Raw genomic sequence first — 21,535 nt, forward strand, 5'->3', positions numbered from 1 at the left:
CCTTCAGCGCGCACCGAGCAGATGCTCGACGGCGAGTTGGTTGAGCCGAACGAAGTGGTAGCCGCGAGCGCCGGCAGCGGTCACGTCGTACTCCTCGAAGGCAGTGCGATCGGCGCGGAGACCGGCGTGGGTCTCGCCGGGGGCGAGGGTTGGCGTTGCCAGCTCACCCACCCGGCTCGTGGCCAGCGCCGCGGTGACCTCCGGATCGGCCCGGAACACCGCGGCCCGCTCCTTGAGGAGCAGGTAGGTGCGCATGTTTGCCTCGGCCGAGGCCCACACCCCGGTCCGGTCCTCGGTACGAGACGGTTTGTAGTCGAAGTGCCGGGGACCGTCATACGCCGGCCCGCCGCCTGGACCACCGTTCTCGAGTAGGTCGACCAGTGCGAAGGCGTTAAGCAGGTCACCATGGCCGAAGACCAGGTCCTGGTCGTACTTGACCCCACGCTGGCCGTTGAGGTCGAGGTGAAACAGCTTGCCCTGCCAGAGCGCCTGAGCAATGCCGTGGGCGACGTTGAGCCCGGCCATCTGCTCATGGCCGACCTCCGGGTTGAGACCGACCAGCTCCGGGCGGGCCAGGGTGGCGATGAAGGCGAGCGCGTGCCCGACGGTGGGCAGCAGAATGTCGCCGCGCGGCTCGTTGGGCTTGGGCTCGATCGCGAACCGCAGCTCGTATCCCTGCGCCACGACGTACTGGCAGAGCAGGTCAACCGCCTCGCGGTAGCGGTCCAGGGCGGCGCGGACATCCTTGGCGACGTCGTACTCGGCACCCTCCCGACCACCCCACAGGACGAAGGTGCGCGCGCCCAGCTGGGCGGCGAGGTCCACGGCACGCAGCGCCTTGCGGAGCGCGTACCGCCGGACGTCCCGGTCGTTGCTGGTGAAGCCGCCGTCCTTGAACACGGGATGGGTGAAGAGGTTGGTGGTGACCATCGGGACCACCAGGCCGGTCTCGTCGAGGGCCCGACGGAACCGGGTGAGGTGGGCATCGCGGACGGCAGCGTCCGCCTCGAAGGGGATCAGATCATCATCGTGAAAGGTGATGCCGTACGCCCCCAGGTCGGCAAGGCGGTGCACCGCCTCGACCGCGTCCAGCGGCGGTCGGGTGGCGTCGCCGAACGGGTCCCGGGCCTGCCAGCCCACCGTCCAGAGGCCGAAGGAGAACTTGTCAGCAGGGGTGGGACGGGGCGCCATCGCCAGCCTCCGGGGTGTCGTCCGCCATGTTCTGTGGTTGGTTTACCAGACGAAGCCGAAACGCCCACTGCGGACACCACCAAAGCCGCGAGGGCACGGGCCGCCGCAGAGTCCTAGTACGCGCCGCGGCGGTTCAACACCGCGCCGAAGGTCTTCCACAAGATGGTCAGATCGGCAGCGAGGGACCAGTTCTCCACATAGTAGAGGTCGAGCCGGACACCATCCTCCCAGCTCAGGTCGGACCGGCCACTGATCTGCCAAAGGCCGGTCATGCCGGGCTTGACCAGCAGCCGTCGGGCGACATCGCCGTCATACCGGGCGACCTCCGAGGGCAGCGGCGGACGGGGGCCGACCAGGCTCATCTGCCCGAGTAGGACGTTGACAAGCTGTGGCAGCTCGTCCAACGACCACTTGCGCAGCAGTCGACCGACCCGGGTCACCCGAGGATCGTCACGCAGTTTGAACAGCAGGCCGTCGGTTTCGTTGCGCGCCGCCAACTCCGCCAACAGGGCATCGGCGTTGACCACCATCGTGCGGAACTTCCACACCCCGAACTCCTGGCCTCCCCGCCCGACCCGGGTCTGCCGGAACAACACCGGCCCCCGGCTGTCCGCCAGCACGGTCAGCGCGATCACGACCAGTAGCGGCAGCAGCAGGGTCAGTGCGAGGAGCGCGGACGCCCGGTCAACCAGTCCTTTCACCAGTTTCCGGATGCCCCGGAACTCCGGGGCCTCGACGTGGATCAGCGGCAGCCCGGCCACTGGACGGGTGTGGATCCGGGGTCCCGCGACATCGGTCAGTGCCGGGGCGACCACCAGATCAAGCCCGGTGTTCTCCAACTGCCAGCCGAGCCGACGCAGTCGGGTGGCGGTCAGTTCTCCGGAGGCGGTCACCGCCACCGTGTCGGCGCCGATGGCGGTGGCAGCCGCGGGGATCCCCCTGAACGAACCCACCACGGGTACGTCGCCCAACTGCTGTGGAACCGGAGCGAGCAACGCATCCGGGATGCACGCCCCGACTACCTGGTAGCCCGCGTACGGCTCACGCCGCAGGGTGTCCACCAACTCCAGGACGTGCGCGGTGTCGCCGACCACGAGCACCTTTCGGGACCAACCACGACCCCGTGAGCGGAACCGGTGCAATCTCTTGCGGGCAGCGAAGCGGGCCACCTCGAGCCCGATAACGCCGACGATGAAGGAGGTAGTGAGCAAGCCCCGGGGCACGCCGACATCGAGGACCCAGCCAGCGATCACGACCCCACCGGCAAGGCGCAGGCTGGCCACACTCACCCGCCGATACTCGTCGGCGCCGTAGCCGATGACCCGATCGTCGTAGCAGCGAAACGCCTTGAGCGAGACCAGCCACGCCAGCACCAGGCCGGGCGCGACCACGACGTAGGGGAGCGCGGCACCGCCGGGGGGCCCGATGCCGAAGTGCGCGAGGTACCCGACGAGAACGGCGAGACTCAGCACCGCGGTGTCGAGCACCACCAAGGCCCGGAGGTAGGACCGCACGACAGCACGCGCCCTCGGCGGGGACACCCCGCCCACCGTCAACCGGCTGGGAGTCAACAGCGTCGCCGAGTTCACCGGCCCTCCCCACCTCGCATCGCCCCGGTGGTCCTGGCCGGGGAACGGCCCGGTGGTCCGAGCCGAGGATGGCCTGGTTCCCGCCGGAACAACGACATCCTGCCCTGAGCATTGTGGGCACCGTTTCTTTCCGACGTATTGCCGTCACTTTGCGCGGGCACTGCCCTGGCCGTTTCAGGCCCACCGCATCGATCTCGACTTCGACGGCGACCTCGAGGCTGAGCCTCGGGTCAGGCATCCGGCTCGCGCAGTGCGATGGCCTTCAGGAAGATGTCACCAATCTTGGTCGGGTCCTCGGTGATGAAGGAGCCACCACCGGTAACCTCCGTGATCGACTCCAGCTCTGCCTTGCTGACGTCCGCGCCGATCCCGATCAGAACGACCTGCACCGGCCGCTCCGGGTCCTTGATCCGTTCCAGTTCGGCGATCAGCTGCTGCTGGCTGATGCCGTTGTCATCGTCATTCTTGCCGTCGGTGAAGAGCACGATCGAATTGACCTGGCCCTCGTCCCAGTCCTCCTGGACTGCCTCGTACGCGGCGAGCACCGTGTCGAACAGACCAGTGTCACCCCGGGTCGGCTGAATCTGGGCCAACGCCTGCTCAAGCTCGCTCCGCTGACTACTCAGCGGGCCGATCTCGACCAGCCGCCGGTAGTCCCGCCCGCTGCCCAGGTTGGTCGAGAACTCCCAGAGCCCGATCTGCCAGCTGTCATCGAAGAGGTGGAGCCCCCGCCCCGCGGCATCCAGGGTGACCTGCTGGCGGCTCACACCGTTGGCGCTCGCCACGGGTTCCCGCATCGAGCCAGAGACATCGATGACACAGAGCATCCGGCCGGACTGGGTGGCGATCGACCAGCTGGAGACCGCTCGCTCGACCGCCAGTGGGTCCAGGTCACCAGCGGCGTTGCCACCATCGGCCGCCGGGCTCGGCGCCCCTGCGGGCGCGCTGAAACCAGCACCCCAGGTACCGTCCGGCGCTCGTAGTGACGACAACGCCAACCGATCCTTGAAGCTGGCCGTGGTGAGCACGTCGAAAAGCATCTGGGCAGCCGACGCCTTGGCCGGCCCGATCCCCGGCAGCACCGCGTACGGGTAGTCCAACGGGTTCGCCGCTGGCTCCGGGTAGAGCGCGGCCAGCGGCACCGCCGGCTTCCGGGCGTTGTACGAGAGCAGATCCTCCTCAGACAACGCCGCCGCGCCGAGACTCCGGGCCAGCGTGGTGGAGTCTGCGGCGGTGGGGAACTTCGAGAGCAGTTCCTGGCGCAGATTCGCGCTGCTGGTGGACAAGGCCCGCAACGCGCCGACGGTTGCCGCCTGGCCGTCCTGCCCGGCCGCCGCGGCGGCGCTCAGCGCGAGTAGCCCGGAGAGACCGGCGGCATCTCGGGTCGGGTTCACGGTGCCGGCCTTGAGCGGCTTAGCGCTGTTAACCTGGCCGACCAGCGCGGACCAGGTGAGTTCCTGCGCCGGCCAGCCGAGCTGGGAGGCGATCGGCTCGGGCACCCCCAGGACCACCGGGCTGCGGGCGATTGACGCTCCGTTACCCGGATCGAATGCGGTCGCACCGCCGCTCCGAAGCCGTAGCAGCCACGCCGACGAGTCGGGCACCCAGACATCCGGGCTGACCGCGGCGCCGTTGACCTGCCCCACCCCGGCCAGGATGGCACCGTGTTTGGCCGCGACGGTGGCGGCTATCTCGACCGGCTCGGCAGCCGTCACGCTTACCTCAACGCAGCTGCCATCCACCACCGCGCCCTCGTTCGCCCACTCGGTCGCCGCGGCGTCGACTGCCGGTGCCAGCTCAGTCGCGACCGCGACCGCGAGCTCAACCTGGCCGGAGCACCCCGGCGAGGCTAGCTGCCGGTAGCCGAAGTATCCACCAGCAGCAATGACCAGTACCCCGACAGCTGCGGCGACACCGGCGGTGCGGATGTTCGTTCGGGTGCGATGGCGGCCTGGAGACACGGGACCATCTTCCGGACGCTGCCCGGCAACTGCTACATCCGTTCGGACTTAGTTACGCAGAAGCAACCACCGACGCTATTTGACTACGCTACGTGAGCGCGAAAACCCGATACGCTCCGATCTCCTGTCCAGGGCAGGACACAGGTGGGACTCGGAACACCTACCGGCTCATCGACCGGCGCCGGCACGCCGGTCGTCGGGTCGACCCGGAACACGCTAATCAGGTCGGCCCGCTCGTCCGCGACATACAGGTTGGCACCGACCCGCGCGAAGTGCCGGGGCCACTCCCCACCGGAGTCAACCTCGGCGACCAGCACCGGCAACTCGCCGTCGAGCGCGAAGACGGCGATCGTGCCGACACCCCGGTTCGCGACATAGAGGAACCTCCCCTCCGGCCCGACCGCGACCTCCGAAGGCTGCACCTGCCCCGGGCGCCCGCTGGCCGAAACCCGGCCGCTCAAACGCAGGGAAGCCGCCGTGGTGATCTCATAGGCCAGAACCGAGCCATCCAACTCCCCGACCAGCCAGCAACGCCGCCCGTCTGGGTGACGGGCAAGATGCCGTGGCCCGACACCAGCGGCGGTGCGCACTCGTGGAGCCCGCGGCACCAACCGCCCCGTCGCGGCATCGAGCTCGTACCGGTAGACCGAGTCGGTGCCGAGGTCGACCACGAGCAGTGGGCCCCCGTTTCGGCCCGGCGCGACCATGTGGGCGTGCGCCCGCTCCTGCCGCTGCGGGTCCGCGCCATGGCCCTCGTGTCGGACCAGGTCGGTGCGCTCCCCGGGCACCCCCTGCCCGTCAAGCGGGAACACCGTCACGCTCCCATCGCCGTAGTTGGCCGCGAGGAGGTGCCGGCCATCGTCGGAGACCGCGAGATGGCATGGATCGGCGCCACCGGTGGGCCGGCTGCCCAACGTGGTGAGATCCCCGTCCGCGGCGATCCGGAACGCGCTGACACCGCCGTCGGTCACCTCGTTGACCGCGTACAGGACTGGCAGGTCCGGATGCCGGGCGAGGAACGACGGCGCCGGGGTGACCGCGACCGTGCCGAGCGGCGTGAGCGCACCCGACTCCGGCTCCCGCCGGGCAACGACGATCCCCTCGCCGCGCCCCCCGGCACCAGCCGTGTAGCAACCGAGATGGATGAACTCACCCTGCACCGCCACCGGACCGCCCTCCGCGCCGACTCCTCCCCGATCCAACCAGAGGTTCACACCGGCCACGACGCATCACGCCGGAAGGCCGCGGAGGGACCCGAGTCCGGAGCCAGCTCCCGCGCGCTGGCCGGTAGCTCACCGTGGCGGTGAGGCGGGGGTCCGTTCGGCGGGCACCAGGGTCAGACCGGCACCGGCTCCCCATGTTGCCGGGCCACATGTTCGACGAGCGCGATCAACACCTGTTTGCCGGACTGCCGTTCCCGGGCGTCACAGAGCAGCATCGGCACGTCGGGGTCCAGGTCCAACGCCTCGCGTACGGTCTCCAGGCCGAACCGGCGTGCTCCGTCGAAACAGTTGACACCGACCACGAACGGAATACCCCGCTGTTCGAAGTAACCAATGGACGGGAAGCAGTCCGCCAGTCGACGGGTGTCGGCGAGTACCACCGCGCCCAGCGCCCCGAAGGCCAACTCGTCCCAGAGGAACCAGAATCGATCCTGTCCCGGAGCACCGAAGAGGTAGACCAGAAGATCTTCATTGATGGTGATTCGACCAAAATCCATCGCCACGGTGGTGGTGGACTTCGCCTCCACCCCAGAGAGATCGTCGGTGCCGATCCCGGCATCGGTCAGCATCTCCTCGGTCTGGAGCGGGCGAACCTCACTCAACGCGCTCACCAGTGTCGTCTTCCCCGCGCCAAAGCCCCCGGCGATGAGGATCTTGAGCGCGATCGGGATGTGGGCACCGGTTCTTGGGAGTTCAGAGCGCACGGAGTCCACTGACCACCGCCTTGAGGATGTCGTTGTTGGGCAGGTACGGGCCGGCCGAGGGCTGGTGGACCGTCACCAGACCCCGGTCCACCAGATCGCCGAGCAGCACTCGGACGACGCCGACCGCCAGGTCGAGGCCGGTCGCCAGCTCGGCCACCGGGACCGGCCGGGCCGCCAGCGCAACCAGCTGCCGGTGCTCGGGGTGCAGGTCGAGATGCACGGCGGGCTGAGCGTCCCGGTCGGCGAGGACGTACGCGACCAGGTCGAAACCACTGGCAGCCCGCACGCGCCCTCCGGTCACGGTGTAGGGGCGCACCACCGGACCTGCGTCGTCGTCCAGCCACTCATCCGACATCCCGGACTCAGCCCACATCGCTTGCGCCCGCCGTTGGCCGGGCCGGGATGCTCATCGTCTCCCCCACCCGAGTCACCAGCATCGCCATCTCGTACGCCACCAGCCCAATGTCGGCGTCCGCGTCGCTAACCACCGCGAGGCAGGCGCCCCGCCCGGCCGTGGTCACGAACAGGAAGGCCGATTCCATCTCGACGACAGTCTGCCGGACGGGACCACCAGTCACATGCCGGCTCGTGCCCCGAGCCAGGCTGGAGAGGCCAGAGGCGAGGGCACACAGGTGCTCCGCGTCGTCCCGTTCCTGCCCGGCGGACGCCCCCAGCAGCAGACCGTCGGCGGAGAGTACCACCGCCTGCCGCGCGGGCGGCACCCGCTCCACCAGCTCGTCGAGCAACCAGTCGAGATCAACATTCTGCCTGGTAGATTGCAGCATCACGCGTCCCTCTCAGTCGCGGTCGGGATTTCGAGTCCGTCCGACGCGTCGATCGGCCGAGCGCCCGGCCCGGCCTCGGACATTGATACTCGGGCGGCAGCGACCCGACGTCCCCTCGCCGTGCCGGCTTGTAGCGCCGCCATAATCCGGCGGGCTTCCTCCGGTGAGCGGGGGGTCGGATCCGCCGACGGTGACTGCCGACCGCCCACGGCTGGCTGCCGCACCGTCGGCCCATCCACAGCCGGCCTCAACCGCCTGCCCTCAGCGGTCGCCCCGCCTGGCCCGCTCGGGGAGCGAGACACCCCATCGGTGCCGGCTCCCGCGGCACCCGCCGGTTCCGGCCTGCCCAGTCGTTCCTGCCCCGGCCCCCCGGTGGCACCACCTGGCGGCACCGCCGTGCCCACCCGGCTCCGCGGTATCGCGGCCGGACGACGGCGGACCCGCCGCGGCAGCCCGTCGATCTCGCCGGCCACCTCGACGGGCGCTGGGCCGACATCGGTCCCGGCCGACTCGCCGACAGTCGGGACCGACGTGCTGTTGGCGAGCGCCAACGGCTCCGACCCGGTGGGCAACCGACCAGGCATCTCCCGCCGAACTGCGCGAGAACCAGAACGCTCTCGCTCGCCGGGGGCCATGCCCGAGGGCAGCGGCTCCTCAGCGACCAGTTCGTCCGGGACGAGAACTACCGCGGTCAGGCCAGCCGACTCGGACCGACGCAGCCGGACCCGCACCCCGTGCCGGGCGGCCAGCCGGGCCACCACGAAGAGCCCGAGCCGGTCCGTCCGGGTTGGGTCGAACTCTGGCGACGAGGCCAACAACGAGTTGGCGTCCGTCAGCGCCTCGGTGCTCATGCCGAGGCCCTGGTCGGTGATCTCGAAGAGGTATCCGTCGACCCTGCGCGCCCCGACGACCTGGACCCGGGTCCCCGGCGGCGAGAACCTGGTGGCGTTCTCGATCAGCTCGGCAAGCAGGTGGATCAGGTCACCCACGGTCCGGCCGACAAGGCCTGCCGACTGCACCCCGCCGATGTCAACCCGCTTGTACGCCTCAACCTCGGACAGCGCCCCCCGAATCAGGTCAACCATCGCTACCGGATTGCGCCAGCCCCGGCTCGGAGCCGAACCAGCCAGGATCACCAGGTCCTCCGCGTGTCGCCGCAGCCGGGTGGCGAGGTGGTCGACCTGGAAGAGATCAGCCAGCTCGTCCGGGTTCTCGGTGCGCCGCTCCATCCGGTCGAGCAGGGCGAGCTGGCGATGCACGAGCCCCTGGCTGCGTCGGGCGATGTTGAGAAAGACCTCGTTCAGGCCACGGCGTAGGTTTACCTCGCCCTCAGCAGACCGAATGGCGGTCCGCCGCACCGCGGTGAAGGCGCGCCCCACCTGGCCGATCTCGTCCGTACCGAAGTCGACCGACGGCGCCTCTCGTTCCACGTCCACCGTCTCACCGTGGCGCATCCGCGCCACCAGTTCGGGCAGCTGACGTTCCGCCCGTTCGAGTACGGTGTGCAGCCGGCCCAACCGGCTCGCGAGGGAACGGCCGACCCGAATCGCCACCACCAGGGAGACCACGACCGCGATGAGGCCTAGCAGCCCGGCGGACGCGAGCAGCAGGAAGACGCGTACGGCCATGGGTATCGACCGATCGGCCAAGCCGTCGGCCTGGTCCAACTCGTAGTCACGCATCGCCTGCTGGACCGCGTCGTAGTCGGCCTGCCAGTTCGCAGCCGCTATCGGCGGCTGATCGGTGGTGTTCTCGATCAGGAGATCCTGCATCTGACCCAGTCGGCGGAACTCCGCCTGCTCGGTCAACTGCTGATACACGCTACGTTCCGCCGCCGGCAGGTCCGCTACCGCCGACTCGGCAAGGAACCGCTGGTTGACGATCGTCTGCACGAGTCGCCGGTGCTCGCCCTCGGCGAAGCTGCCCGAGACGAACACCCCGGCCAGCACGGCATCGGCCTGACCGAGCAGTTCGCGGGAGTGGCCGAGCGCGGTAACCGCCAACGCCTCCCGGTGTAGCTCGGGGTCAGGCAGCGCTGACAGCGCCGCGAAGGCCTGGAAGGCCGACGAGACCATTCCGCTGTAAAGATCAACGACGCCGGACCGGTCCACCCCTCCCCGGTCAATCTGACCACGCCCGGCCGGCAACGCATCCAGCGCGACGAGGAGCCGGTCCAACCGAACATCCAGCAGGTCGCTGGTGGCGTCCCGAAGGTCGTCGCCGGCAGCCCGACGACGCAGTTCGGCGATCGCCTCATCGGTCTGCCGCCGCTGGCTATCGAGGTCGACCTGGGCAGACTCGGCAGCCAGGTACACGACCGAGAGGCGACGCTCGCGTTGCAGCTCGGCGACGACCGCCTCGCCGGGCCGCCCGAACTCGTTGAGGAGGGTGCGGGCGGCGAGCAGGCTCTGTGCGGGCCCATAGGTGAGGGTGGTGGCGAAGATCCAAAGTGTGAGAAGCGCGGTCACCGGCGCCACGACCAGTGCGGTCAGCTTGGCGCGGATCGGCCAGTCGCGGGTGTTCAATCAGGACCTCGCCGGTGGGGGCTGCGGGGGACGCCGGCACATGCCGAGCAGCACCCGCCGGAGCGCGCCCCACAGTGCCGGGACGGCATCGACGGTCGCCTTGGGCAGGATACGGAATCTAGCCCAGTTGCACTACCGCCCGTCTAAGCCATGGACACATCGGGCAGGCACGGTCAGCCCGAGCGGCGCGGCGGCCACACGCTCGCTCCGCCCCCAGCAGGAACGCGCGGCCAACACAGACCGCGCGGAAGGCTGCCCGCTACGCTTCAACCTCCTCGCACCATCCGTCCACTATCAATCTGGTACGGCATCATAAGCCGGGAAACCACCGTATAGGCGATTCTCCTACGACACCGAAAAGTATGCCGGACCGGGATTGATGGGCTGCATCAGGTGGGAATACCCACGGCAGCGGAGGAGCCAGGTTGAGGAGACGAGAATGCGCCAGGACGAGCAGCAGGCCGACACTGAGCATCCGGAGGGCGTACCGTCCGCAGCCGTACCAGTGCGGCCGAAGGATGGTCGACCGACGACCGACGACGAAAGCGACCAGCGCGCCGCCGCCGCTGCGGAGGGCGACGGCCGGCCCGAATTCCACCGACCCGGTCCGGTCCCGAGCGCCCTCGGTGCGCCCTCAGTAGGCGGGGCAGTCGCCGCGTCCGCACTGGCCGGCGGGGCGCAGGAGGAACCGGACGCACGCGCCGAGTCAACCGCCCGGCCCGGCGACGGCGCCGTTGGCGTTGCGCGAGAAGGCTGGCGGGCGGACCCGACGGCCGAGTTCCACGGTGGCCCGGGGTGGGTGCGGCGGCAGGCCGATCGGGCTTCGGTAACTGCCGAGCCTCCCGCCGCTGAGAGCCACCTCGAGCAGTGGGAGGACGACATGACCCCGCCCGCTGGCTCCGCTGTCGAGCAACGACCCGATGCGGGTGGCATGGCACCCGACGCACGGGGTACGCGGGAAGGTAGCGCAGGTACGGACGGGAGGCGACACCATGACTGATCGTGACCGGTACCGACCGTTGGAAGAGAGCGCTGAGGCAGCCGCAGCGGTCGAGGACGACGCTGGCGTCCCCCAGCTGATGACCGGCGGGGGTGGCGACCGGCACACCCCCACCTTCGCCACCGCTGGGGAGCAGGCTGACGGCGGTACGTCGACCGAGGACCTCATTGGCGACCCGTACGCCGCCGGTACCGGCGTGACCGATACTGGCACCGGGGCCGGTGGGGACACCATCCGCACCGGAGCCGAGCAGCCGTGGGAGCCGGAGGATCTGGTGGCGGCACGCGGTCAGGATCTGACGCCGGAGAATGTTGAGCGGGCCCGCCGGGACCTGGTCGAGAAGGGCCGGGCCGCGATCGAACGTACGGTCCCCTGACCTCGGAGCTGCCGGGGCCCGGACCCGATCGAGCGGATCGGGTCCGGGACTCGGGGAACCTGCCACCCGAGCGCCTCACCTACCCCGGCGGCTGGGTTCCACAATCAGGACAGCGGCGGGTAGGCGTTCTGCATGAGCTGCTGGAACTGCGCCGGGAACCAGGCACCGGAGATCGGCGCGTCAGGCAGGGCACCGCTGGGGTTGAAGCCGTTACGGGCGTTGCCCTCGTACGTCGGGTCGCACATCCGGTCAAAGCCCTTGCCGTCGTTGTTCGGGATCTCCTCGCTGGAGCCGTCCGACTCGCCCGGCGGCTTTACCCAGACATAGGCGTCGATACCGGGCTCCGGCGCGGCCTGCGGCCGCTCACCCAGGCCCGCACCAGACTGGTTGCACCAGTTCCCGGCGTGGATTCGTCGGTCGACCCGACCACCGTCGACATAGCTGTCCACATCGGTCGTCGGCCCAGGGGCGGTTGGTCGAGCACTGCCACCCCAACCGTTGCGGGAAGTATCGATCAACATTCCCACACCCGAGTCGAATCCCTTGGCAACTAGTTCGTCGCGGAAGTCCTGCGCAAACGACAACTCGTCGACGTACTGGTTCCAGTCCACCCACGTGGACTGACGGATCGTCTGGCCGTTGACCGTGTCGGTGATCTGGAAGTAGGGCTCGCGCAATGCCGAGTAGTTGGCGGTGTTGACGATGAAGCCATGCACGTCGTCGAGCGTGCTGCCGGACGCTGTGGCAGCATCCTTCAGGAGCAGGGCGACCGGGCTGAAGTTGGTGTCCCAGCCGATCCAGCCGTGGTGGGCAGCGTCCACGTAGTTGTAGACGTTGCTGATCGCGCCCAACGTGGCCAGCGCGTAGCCGATGCCGTTGACATAGGCGCCGTTCTGCTTGACAAGCTCACAGGTCGGGGTAGCGCCCGGATTGCTGCCGGTGTTGGCGTGCAGGTTCGGCAACGAGTCGATCTCGATGATGTTGATGATCCGGAGATCCTGGTATGCCGCGTCACTCTGGATCGCCGCTATCGGGTCGATGAACTCGGCCTTGTAGCGGGGCAACTCGTCCGGTGCCAGTTCACCGTTCGAGGCGAGCGCAGCGCAGTCCCGACCGGGTAGGTTGTAGATCACGAACTGGATGTAGTCCGCCCCCTGACTCAGCGCCTCATCCAGGTGATCTCGTATGCCCATCGGGCCATTGGACTGGCTGTCATCGGTACCCTCAATGGCCGCAATCCGGTCGATCCAGACGGCCGTCGACGTGTTCGACACCCGGTTGCCACCGGACACTGACTCGGCCTTGGCCTTCCACTCCGGATTCACGTAGCCCACCGCGTTCAGGTACGGGTTGTCCACTCGGCCTCCGGGAGGCGCGGTGGTGGGAGGTGGAGTGGTGGGAGGTGGGGTCGTCGGCGGTGCCGTGGTGGGCGGCGTAGTTGTCGGCGGTGCCGTAGTGGGGCCACCACCGCCGTTGCAGGCCACCTCGTTGAGCGTGAACGACGTCGGTTTGGGGTTGCTGCCACTCCACAAACCGTTGAAGCCGATCTCGATGGTGGCGCCACTGGGCACCAAACCGTTGTACGACTCGTTCTGCACGGCAACGTTCTGCCCGGACTGGCTGTACCGAGCCGACCAGCCGTGCACCACCTGCTGGCTACTGTTCGGGAAGGTGAAGCGAAGCGTCCAGCCATCCAGCGCCTCCCCGGTGTTCTTGATACTGAGGGAAGCGGTGAAACCGCCGGGCCAGTCATTGGTGGTGTACGACACCTCACACTGGGTCGCAGCGTGGGCCATGGTGACCGGCAGGGTCACCAACCCGCCTACGACCAGGACGCCCGCGCCGGTCAGCGCGAGGGCCGGGCGCGGGACGGAGAGTCTTCTCCACACGTTCATGCCACAGATCTCCTTGGGCGAGAGTCCGATCCGCGGACGGCCCCGGCCGAGTGACCCGGTCGATGCGGACATGGGCAACCCGCCGATGTCAGCGGATGCTTCCGGGCCGTCCTGGACGGGGTGGTGGTATTCGCGGACCTCCGACACAGGTCGGTGAGACCGGCGGGATGATCGCCCGGGCGAACCGGTTGCCCTCGATATCCCTACCTGCGTGGTGTGGCTCCCCACGTACGTTTGATTCTTCCATGGGAGCGCTTCCATCGCAATCCTTCAACGAAAGCAACACCTGAGTGAATCCTCGATCACCGGACCCCGAGCAGCAACAAGGGCACTGCACTACACGAATAGCCACACACCGGCCATCAAGACTGGAAGCCGCTAACCCTTACATAGCCCCTAAAGCGGGAAAGACGAAAATTCCCCTTCATAGGTTGTGAAACGGACTAACGTCTGCCCTAGCTCGGTTGTCACCGAGTTCAGGACAACAGGGGATGGAGTGACGCACGTTATGGCAAAGAAGCTGCTCGGGAAGGTCGTGGCAGGTGCGGCCCTCGGTGGCGCCTCCCTGCTCGTGTGCGCGCCGGGAATCGCGGTCGCAGACGATCACCACCGTGAGGACGGCGGGAAGGTCAAAGCCAAGCCACACGCGGTCGAGGCCGGCCACGAGGTCAAGCTGCTCCAGGTCTGCCCGAAGCCGCAGGAGCACGCCTACATCTGGTCGAAGGTGACCGGCAAGGTCAAGCTCAAGCCAGCGCACGACCGGCGGGACGGCAAGGACGACCGGGACAGGGGCGGTCGCGACCATAAGGACGACTACGGCTACCACGGCGACCGCGACTACGGCTACCACGGCGACCGCGACCACAGCGGCCACGACTACGGCTACCACAGCGACCGCGACCACAGCGGCCACGACTACGGCTACCACAGCGACCGCGACCACAGCGGCCACGACTACGGCTACCACAGCGACCGCGACCACAGCGGCCACGACTACGGCTACCACAGCGACCGCGACCACAGCGGCCACGACTACGGCTACCACAGCGACCGCGACCACAGCGGCCACGACTACGGCTACCACAGCGACCGCGACCACAGCGGCCACGACTACGGCTACCACAGCGACCGCGACCACAGCGGCCACGACTACGGCTACCACAGCGACCGCGACCACAGCGGCCACGACTACGGCTACCACAGCGACCGCGACCACAGCGGCCACGACTACGGCTACCACAGCGACCGCGACCACAGCGGCCACGACTACGGCTACCACAGCGACCGCGACCACAGCGGCCACGACTACGGCTACCACAGCGACCGCGACCACAGCGGCCACGACTACGGCTACCACAGCGACCGCGACCACAGCGGCCACGACTACGGCTACCACAGCGACCGCGACCACAGCGGCCACGACTACAAAGGCGACTGGGGCTCCGAAGGCCACAGCGACCGCGACCACAGCGGCCACGACTACAAGGGCCACGACTACAAAGGCGACTGGGGCTCCGAAGGCCACAGCGACCGCGACCACAGCGGCCACGACTACAAAGGCCACGACTACAAGGGCGACTGGGGCTCCGAAGGCCACGGCGACCACAGCGGCCACGACTCCGACAGCCGCGACCACGATCGCAGCGACTGGCACGGCAACTCGGGGGAAGGCCAGACACTTGACCGCCCGACGTCCTCCGGGCCTGACCGCGGGGGTCAGGGGGCTGCCGACCACGAGGACCGAAACGGTTCCGAGCACGGCCAGGAAGCGGAGGGTGGCCGCAGCGACTGGCACGGCGACGACAAGTCCGACGACCGTAGCGACGACCGGCACGGCGACGACCGCGGCGGCTGGCACGGCGACGACCGGCACGGCGACGACCGCGGCGGCTGGCACGGCAACGACCGACACGGCGACGACCGCGGCGGCTGGCACGGCGACGACCGACACGGCGACGACCGCGGCGGCTGGCACGGCAACGACCGACACGGCGACGACCGCGGCGGCTGGCACGGCGACGACCGACACGGCGACGACCGCGGCGGCTGGCACGGCGACGACCGACACGGCGACGACCGGCACGGCGACGACGGCTGGGAGCACAAGCGGGACTACGTCTACTACGGCGAGGCCAAGGTGGACAAGCACGCCAAGCCGGGCACCTACAAGCTCAAGGGCTCGTGCGGCGAGGGCGAACTCGTCGTGCTGCCGCGGGGCGGGGTCGACGGTGGTGACGGCGGCATGAGCGCCGAGGCCAACCGGGGCCTGGCTGCTGGTGGGGCTGGCCTGCTCGGCGCGGCCGCCCTGGGCGGTCTGGTGCTGCTGCGTCGTCGAACCGATGGTTCCCTGGTCTGAGATGACGACGAACCGGGCCGGTGGCCGTCACGGACTCCCGTGGCGCGCCGCCGGCTCCGTCGTCGTCGTCCTGCTCGCCCTGGCCGGTTTCGGCCTGATCGGGGCATCGTTTACGGAGAGTCTCCCGGCCCGTCCCCCGCAGCCTCCCGCACTGGCCGATTCTCCGGTCGGGGCAGCGGCCCCCACCAGCCCGGACGTTGCGCAGCCTGCCCCCTCCGGCTTCGCCCGCTCCGCTCCCAGCCACATCGTCATCCCCAGAATCGGCGTCAATGCATCGATCATGAAGATCGGGACTAATACGGACGGAACAGTCGAGGTGCCCCCGCTCGATCAGGCACAGCTGGCCGGCTGGTACGAGCCGGGGGCAAGCCCCGGCGAAGTCGGTAACGCCGTGATTGTCGGACACGTCGACTCAGCGTCGATCGGCCCCGCTGTCTTCTTCTCCCTCGGCGAGCTGCGACCCGGCGACACGGTTGACGTGGTCCGGGAGGATGGTAAGCAGGTCGACTTCACCGTCGAGTCGGTGAAGTCCTATCCGAAGACCGACTTCCCGACCGAACTGGTCTACGGCCCCACTGACCAGATCGGACTACGGGTGGTGACCTGTGGGGGCGTCTTCGACGAGGCAGCCGGCAGCTACCCGGACAACATCGTCGTGTTCGCCACCCAGGCTCGATGACCAGGGATCAGGTGACCCGGCGGCCGGGGCCCGGCCACCGGGTCACCTCGCGGTTCAGGATGCCGCCGAGGTCCGTACCAGGGTTCGGATCTGACGCAGCAACACCGACAGGGCGGCCAGGTCGGCCCGGGACTCGTCGAACTCCCCCATCGCCCGCTGTGCACGGTGGATCGAGGTAGCGTTCGACTGCTCCCACTGCTGCACCCGCTCCACTGGTGGCAGGTTGCCCGGGGTGCCCCCCAACACCTCGGTGGTCAGTGCGGCGAGCGCGGCGTACAGGTCGTACCGCAGCGCCATCCGAGCCAGTGTCTGCCACCGGTCCTCTCGTGGCAGCAACGAGATCTTCGACAGTAGCGAATCCACCCGGAACCGGTCCGACAGGACGAAGTAGACCGACGCGACCTCGGACACGTCGCGCCCACTGCTCGCCGCGGTCTCGACGACATCGAGCAGGCCGAAGCTGTACATCAACCGGACCGTCTGCTGCGCCAGATCCCGCGGCAATCCCTTGGCGACCATCGACTCGATGTGCGCCGCGATCGCCTCCCGCTCGCTGCCGTAGAAGAGGTTCTCCATCTGCGGCAGGAGGTGGGCGACCCCGTCGCGCAGCCGCGCGATCTCCGCCGGCACGTCGATCGGAGAGCGACGGTTCGTCACCAGCCACCGCACCGCCCGGTCCAGCAGGCGCCGGAAGTCCAGGTAGACGTCGGTCTGCAGGTCAGGGGCGACTCGATTGTCCAGTTCCTCGACGGCGTTCCAGATCCTGCGCAGCCCGAACACCTCGCGGACCACCACGTACGCGCGGAGCACGTCGGCGGCGCTTGCCCCGGTCTCCTCGACCACCCGGTAGACGAACGAGATACCGCCCCGGTTGATCGTCTCGTTCACCAACTGGGTGGTAACGATGTCCCGACGCAGCCGGTGGCGGAACATCCGGTCGGCGAACCGCTCCCGCATCGGCGTGGGGAAGTAGTTGACCAGCAGCTCGGTTGTCCACTCCTCGTCGGCCAAGCCTTCCGCCAGGATCTCCTTCTCGAGCACGATCTTGACGTACGAGAGAAGCACCGCGAACTCCGGTGCCGTCATCCCGGACTCCATCCGGACCGCCAGTTCCTCGTCCGGTGGCAGCGCCTCCAACGCCCGGTCCAGGGCACCGGAACGCTCCAGGTCAACGATCATCCGCCGGTGCACCGGCAACAACGACGGTGCCTGCGCCTGCGCGTTGCTGATCGCCCGTGCCTGGTCGTAGTTGTCCCGCAGCACCAACTCGGCGACCTCGTCGGTCATCTCGGCGAGCAACTCGTCCCGCTCGCCAACGGTCAGCTCCCCGTCCGCAACCGCCGTGTTCAGCAGGATCTTGATGTTCACCTCGTGGTCCGAGCAGTCCACCCCGGCAGCGTTGTCGATGAAGTCGGTGTAGATCCGACCACCCGCCTCGGCGTACTCGATCCGGCCGAGCTGGGTGCAGCCCAGGTTGCCCCCCTCACCGACGACCCGGCAGCGCAAGTCCTTGCCGTCAACCCGGATCGCGTCGTTGGACTTGTCCCCCACCTCGACGTTGGTCTGAGTCGAGGCCTTGATGTAGGTGCCGATGCCGCCGTTCCAGAACAGGTCGACCGAGGCGGTGAGGATCGCCTTCATCAGCTCCTGCGGGCTCAGCTGCGACACGCCGTCCTCGATACCGAGCGCCGCCCGCACCTGGGGCGAGATCGGCACCGACTTCGCGGTACGGAGAAACACGCCGCCGCCCTCGGAGATCAACTCCGGGTTGTACTCATCCCACATCGACCGGGGCAGGTCAAACAGCCGCTTCCGCTCCGACCATGAGGTGGTGGCGTCCGGATTCGGGTCGAGGAAGATGTGCCGGTGGTCGAAGGCGGCCACCAGCCGGATGTGCCGCGACAGCAGCATCCCGTTGCCGAAGACGTCACCGGACATGTCGCCGACGCCGACCACCGTGAATTCCTGGGTCTGGGTGTCGTGCCCCAACTCGCGGAAGTGCCGCTTCACCGACTCCCAGGCGCCGCGGGCGGTGATCCCCATCTTCTTGTGGTCGTAGCCCGCCGATCCGCCGGAGGCGAACGCGTCGCCCAGCCAGAAGTTGTGGGCCGTGGAGATCTCGTTGGCGATGTCGGAGAAGGTGGCGGTGCCCTTGTCCGCCGCGACAACCATGTACGGGTCATCCCCGTCGTGGCGAACCACATCCGGCGGTGGCACGATCTCGCCGCTGACGATGTTGTCGGTGGCGTCCAGCAGCGCGGAGATGAATTCCTTGTAACAGGCCACCGCCTCGTCCCGGTCGCCCGGCTTCTGCTTGAGCACGAAGCCACCCTTGGCGCCGACCGGGACGATCACGGCGTTTTTCACCATCTGCGCCTTGACCAGGCCGAGTACCTCGGTACGGAAATCCTCCCGCCGATCGGACCAGCGCAACCCGCCCCGGGCCACCGGCCCGAACCGCAGGTGCACACCCTCGAACCGAGGCGAGTACACGAAAATCTCGAACCGGGGCCGCGGCGCCGGCAGGTCCGGAATCGCCTGCGGATCCAGCTTCAGGGCAACATACGGCTTCGGCCGCCCGTCAGCGCGCTTCTGGTAGAAGCTCGTTCGCAAGGTGGCCTGGATCAGCGTCAGGTACGACCGAAGAATCCGGTCCTGGTCGAGGCTGGCCACGTCGTCGAGCGCGGCACGCAGCTCAGCGACCAGCTCCTTGCTCTGCTGCTGACGCCCCTCGGCGCCCGTTGAGCCCGGCGCGAACCGGGCCTCGAAGAGCCGCACCAGCAGGGCCGCGATCCGCGGATACGCGATGAACGTCGACTCCATGTAGTCCTGGGAGAAGACCGTGCCCGCCTGACGCAGGTACTTGGCGTACGCCCGCAACACGACCACCTGCCGCCAGGTGAGGCCGGCGCGCAGGACCAGCGAGTTGAAGCCGTCGACCTCGGCCTCGCCCCGCCACGCCGCCGCGAAGGCGTTCTCCACGTGCGGGCGAACCTCGGCCAGCTCCTGGTGTCCCTCCGGCAACCGCAGGCCGAAGTCGTACAGCCAGATCCGACCGTCAATGCGCTCTACCTCGTACGGGTGCTCGTCAACCGCCTTCACCCCGAGCGAGTGCAACACCGGCAGCACCGCCGAGAGCATCATCGGCTCGCCATACCGGTACACCTTGAACCGGACGTCCATCGACTCGTCATCGCCGGTCACCCGACTCGTCGCGCGGGGCGCCAGCTGCTTACGGAACAGGTGCATCTCCAGCTGGCCGGGCTCCTCCAGCAGCTCCAGCTTCGCCAGGTCCTTCATCGCCTCGTACGGCGTGTGCCCATCCTTGTAGCCCTCCGGGAAGGCGTCGGCGTACCGGGAGAAGAGGTGCTTGGCCTGCTCGTCGCCGAGCTTGCGCTCCAGCACCAGCCGGTAGTCGTCGTCCCAGAGGCGAGTGGCGTCGGCCAGCTCCTCGGCGAGCAGGTCGGCGTCGATATCCTCCGGCGGCTTGGTCGGGTCGGTACGGACAATGAAGTGCACCCGGGCCAGCATCGACTCGGTAACCCGGGTGGTGTAGTCGACCCCGACCCCGTTCAGCTCCCGCAGCAGGATGTCCTGCATCCGCAGCCGGTTCTGGGTGGTGAACCGGTCCCGCGGCAGATAGATCAGACAGGAGATGAAGCGTCCGTACGCGTCCCGGCGCAGGAACACCCGCAGTTGACGGCGGCCGGCCATCCGCAGCACACCGGTCACCGCGTGGTACAGGTCATCGGTCTTGATCTGGAACAGCTCGTCGCGCGGATAGGTCTCCAGGATCTGGAGCAGATCCTTGCCGGAGTGGCTACGCAGGCTCAGGCCGCACCGATCGACCACCTCCGCCACCTTGCGCCGTACCACCGGCAGCTCCTGCACGCTGGTGCGGTACGCGGCGGTGGAGAACAGGCCGATGAACCGACGTTCCCCGACCACCTCGCCGGCCTCGTCGAACACCTTGAAGCCGATGTAGTCCAGGTACGCGGATCGGTGCACGGTCGCCCGTGAGTTCGCCTTGGTGATGACCAGCAGGCGCTTCTCGGTAACCCGCTCGTGCGCCTCGGGAGTCATCGACGACAGCGCCCGGGACTCCGTGGAGTCCGAGCGCAGGATCCCGAGGCCGGTGCCGAGCACCGCCCTCAGGGCCTTACCGCCCGTCTCACCCTCGGCGTCCACCAGGCGATACTCCCGGTAGCCGAGAAAGGTGAAGTGGTCGTGGGCGAGCCAGCGCAGCAACTCGACCGAGTCGGTGATGTCCTTCTCCGGCACCGGCGGCCGGTTCTCGCTGTTCCGCGCGGCCGCCAGCTCGTCGGCGAGCGTCAGCGCCTGCTGACGCATCCTGGGCCAGTCCTCGACCGCCTCCCGTACGTCGGTGAGGACTCGTTGTAGCTCCCGACGCAGGTTGTCCCGGTCCGCCGCGTCCCGGACCGGGTCGATCTCGATCCGCATCCAGCTCTCGATCAAGCCGCCGGTGGTCACCTCGTCGGGCTCCACGTCGGCGGCCACCTCGATCAGCCGGCCCAGCGGCTCGCGCCGTATCACCAACAACGGATGGACCAGTAGGTGGACATCCAGGTGATGCGAATTGAGCAGGGCGGTCACCGAGTCCACCAGGAAGGGCATGTCGTCGGTGACGATCTCGACCACCGAGTGGTGCTGGTCGGCGTCCGGCTCGTGGATGCGAAGTTTGAGCTCGCCCGGCACCCGCTGCTCGGCCAGCTCCCGGTGGGTTCGTACGGAGTCGAGCATCTCCTCGGCGGTAAAGCCGATCAGCTCCTCGTCTGGTGCGAATCGCCAGTAACGGCGGACCAGCGACGCCGAGTCGTGGTCGTCGGCGGCGAGCGCGATCGCCTGCGCCACCAGGCGCTCCGCGTTGGGTACCGCTTCGTCGAGGTCCGAATCCTCGGCGTCCTCCCCCAACGCATTGGCGGGCAGACCCAAGTCGTAGATCGAGTCGATGCTCGAACCGGTCAGGCCGGTCACACCAGTCTCGACGTCACCGAACCCATCGGAATCGGTCGCCGAATCGAAGTTGTCGTCCCGGCCGGTATCAACCTGCCGGAGGTCGGGTCCCGGTTTGGTAGCCGGACGCCGGTCCATCGGTGCCACTCCCCTCGACCCACCGCGTTGTGGGTCACTCTGCGCCCAGCCTAGGCCCTGCCTATCCGCGCCTTGGTCGGCGGACCATCATGCGGACGTCCGGTTCGGGACTGCCGTCTTCACCTACTGCGATAGGGGT

Annotated in this window: 14 protein-coding genes; 4 read left to right on the top strand and 10 right to left on the bottom strand. The window is 68.5% G+C overall.

What is annotated here, in order from left to right:
* Nucleotides 1–3: 3 nt before the first annotated feature.
* The 8 genes from xylA to STROP_RS18090 form a co-directional block, all read right to left on the bottom strand.
* Nucleotides 4–1,191: a xylose isomerase gene (gene xylA, locus STROP_RS18055; protein ID WP_012014798.1), complete on the bottom strand. Its 1,188-nt coding sequence runs from the start codon at nt 1,189–1,191 to the stop codon at nt 4–6.
* A gap of 113 nt (nt 1,192–1,304) precedes the next feature.
* The gene (locus tag STROP_RS18060) at nt 1,305–2,780 is read right to left on the bottom strand and encodes a sugar transferase (RefSeq protein WP_012014799.1); all 1,476 of its coding nucleotides are present in this window, start codon (nt 2,778–2,780) and stop codon (nt 1,305–1,307) included.
* A gap of 230 nt (nt 2,781–3,010) precedes the next feature.
* Nucleotides 3,011–4,741 carry a VWA domain-containing protein gene (locus STROP_RS18065; RefSeq protein WP_012014800.1) on the bottom strand — a complete coding sequence of 577 codons (1,731 nt, stop codon included), beginning with the start codon at nt 4,739–4,741 and terminating at the stop codon, nt 3,011–3,013.
* 83 nt (nt 4,742–4,824) lie between these two features.
* Complete coding sequence (locus tag STROP_RS18070; RefSeq protein ID WP_026275422.1) at nt 4,825–5,907, bottom strand: lactonase family protein; 1,083 nt, start codon at nt 5,905–5,907, stop codon at nt 4,825–4,827.
* A gap of 170 nt (nt 5,908–6,077) precedes the next feature.
* On the bottom strand, nt 6,078–6,677 hold the full coding sequence (locus STROP_RS18075) for a GTP-binding protein (protein WP_012014802.1): 600 nt from the start codon (nt 6,675–6,677) through the stop codon (nt 6,078–6,080).
* The gene (locus STROP_RS18080; protein ID WP_012014803.1) at nt 6,658–7,041 is read right to left on the bottom strand and encodes a DUF742 domain-containing protein; all 384 of its coding nucleotides are present in this window, start codon (nt 7,039–7,041) and stop codon (nt 6,658–6,660) included. Before STROP_RS18080 ends, STROP_RS18075 begins: the two co-directional genes overlap by 20 nt.
* Complete coding sequence (locus tag STROP_RS18085; protein ID WP_018831496.1) at nt 7,031–7,456, bottom strand: roadblock/LC7 domain-containing protein; 426 nt, start codon at nt 7,454–7,456, stop codon at nt 7,031–7,033. The genes STROP_RS18080 and STROP_RS18085 overlap by 11 nt, the downstream gene beginning before the upstream one ends.
* The gene (locus tag STROP_RS18090) at nt 7,453–9,978 is read right to left on the bottom strand and encodes a sensor histidine kinase (protein WP_012014805.1); all 2,526 of its coding nucleotides are present in this window, start codon (nt 9,976–9,978) and stop codon (nt 7,453–7,455) included. The genes STROP_RS18085 and STROP_RS18090 overlap by 4 nt, the downstream gene beginning before the upstream one ends.
* A gap of 439 nt (nt 9,979–10,417) precedes the next feature.
* On the opposite strand from STROP_RS18090, the gene STROP_RS18095 reads away from it, so the two are divergent.
* Both STROP_RS18095 and STROP_RS18100 read left to right on the top strand, forming a co-directional pair.
* The gene (locus STROP_RS18095; protein ID WP_018831495.1) at nt 10,418–10,978 is read left to right on the top strand and encodes a hypothetical protein; all 561 of its coding nucleotides are present in this window, start codon (nt 10,418–10,420) and stop codon (nt 10,976–10,978) included.
* Entirely contained in the window at nt 10,971–11,354 is a 384-nt protein-coding gene (locus STROP_RS18100; RefSeq protein WP_012014807.1) for a hypothetical protein, read from the top strand. The genes STROP_RS18095 and STROP_RS18100 overlap by 8 nt, the downstream gene beginning before the upstream one ends.
* Nucleotides 11,355–11,458: 104 nt before the next feature.
* On the opposite strand, the gene STROP_RS18105 is transcribed toward STROP_RS18100, so the two are convergent.
* Nucleotides 11,459–13,249 (bottom strand): glycoside hydrolase family 6 protein, encoded by a 1,791-nt coding sequence (locus STROP_RS18105; RefSeq protein WP_043535660.1) that lies wholly within the window; start codon nt 13,247–13,249, stop codon nt 11,459–11,461.
* 508 nt (nt 13,250–13,757) lie between these two features.
* Between STROP_RS18105 and STROP_RS23310 the strand changes: the two genes are divergently transcribed.
* Both STROP_RS23310 and STROP_RS18120 read left to right on the top strand, forming a co-directional pair.
* Nucleotides 13,758–15,605: a hypothetical protein gene (locus STROP_RS23310; RefSeq protein WP_050765004.1), complete on the top strand. Its 1,848-nt coding sequence runs from the start codon at nt 13,758–13,760 to the stop codon at nt 15,603–15,605.
* 1 nt (nt 15,606) lies between these two features.
* A complete protein-coding gene (locus STROP_RS18120; RefSeq protein WP_012014810.1) occupies nt 15,607–16,284 on the top strand; it encodes a class F sortase in 678 nt (225 codons plus the stop codon).
* Between the two features lie 54 nt (nt 16,285–16,338).
* On the opposite strand, the gene STROP_RS18125 is transcribed toward STROP_RS18120, so the two are convergent.
* Nucleotides 16,339–21,396, bottom strand: a complete 5,058-nt coding sequence (locus tag STROP_RS18125; protein ID WP_012014811.1) for an NAD-glutamate dehydrogenase — start codon at nt 21,394–21,396, stop codon at nt 16,339–16,341.
* Nucleotides 21,397–21,535 lie beyond the last annotated feature (139 nt).

The organism is Salinispora tropica CNB-440, from assembly GCF_000016425.1.
Lineage (GTDB): Bacteria > Actinomycetota > Actinomycetes > Mycobacteriales > Micromonosporaceae > Micromonospora > Micromonospora tropica.

What these genes read in the sequence shown, in the direction of transcription:
- xylA (WP_012014798.1), bottom strand. Translation starts at nt 1,191, where the DNA reads ATGGCGCCCCGTCCCACCCCTGCTGACAAGTTCTCCTTCGGCCTCTGG.
- STROP_RS18080 (WP_012014803.1), bottom strand. Translation starts at nt 7,041, where the DNA reads ATGTGGGCTGAGTCCGGGATGTCGGATGAGTGGCTGGACGACGACGCA.
- STROP_RS18095 (WP_018831495.1), top strand. Translation starts at nt 10,418, where the DNA reads ATGCGCCAGGACGAGCAGCAGGCCGACACTGAGCATCCGGAGGGCGTA.
- STROP_RS18100 (WP_012014807.1), top strand. Translation starts at nt 10,971, where the DNA reads ATGACTGATCGTGACCGGTACCGACCGTTGGAAGAGAGCGCTGAGGCA.
- STROP_RS18105 (WP_043535660.1), bottom strand. Translation starts at nt 13,249, where the DNA reads ATGAACGTGTGGAGAAGACTCTCCGTCCCGCGCCCGGCCCTCGCGCTG.
- STROP_RS23310 (WP_050765004.1), top strand. Translation starts at nt 13,758, where the DNA reads ATGGCAAAGAAGCTGCTCGGGAAGGTCGTGGCAGGTGCGGCCCTCGGT.
- STROP_RS18120 (WP_012014810.1), top strand. Translation starts at nt 15,607, where the DNA reads ATGACGACGAACCGGGCCGGTGGCCGTCACGGACTCCCGTGGCGCGCC.
- STROP_RS18125 (WP_012014811.1), bottom strand. Translation starts at nt 21,396, where the DNA reads ATGGACCGGCGTCCGGCTACCAAACCGGGACCCGACCTCCGGCAGGTT.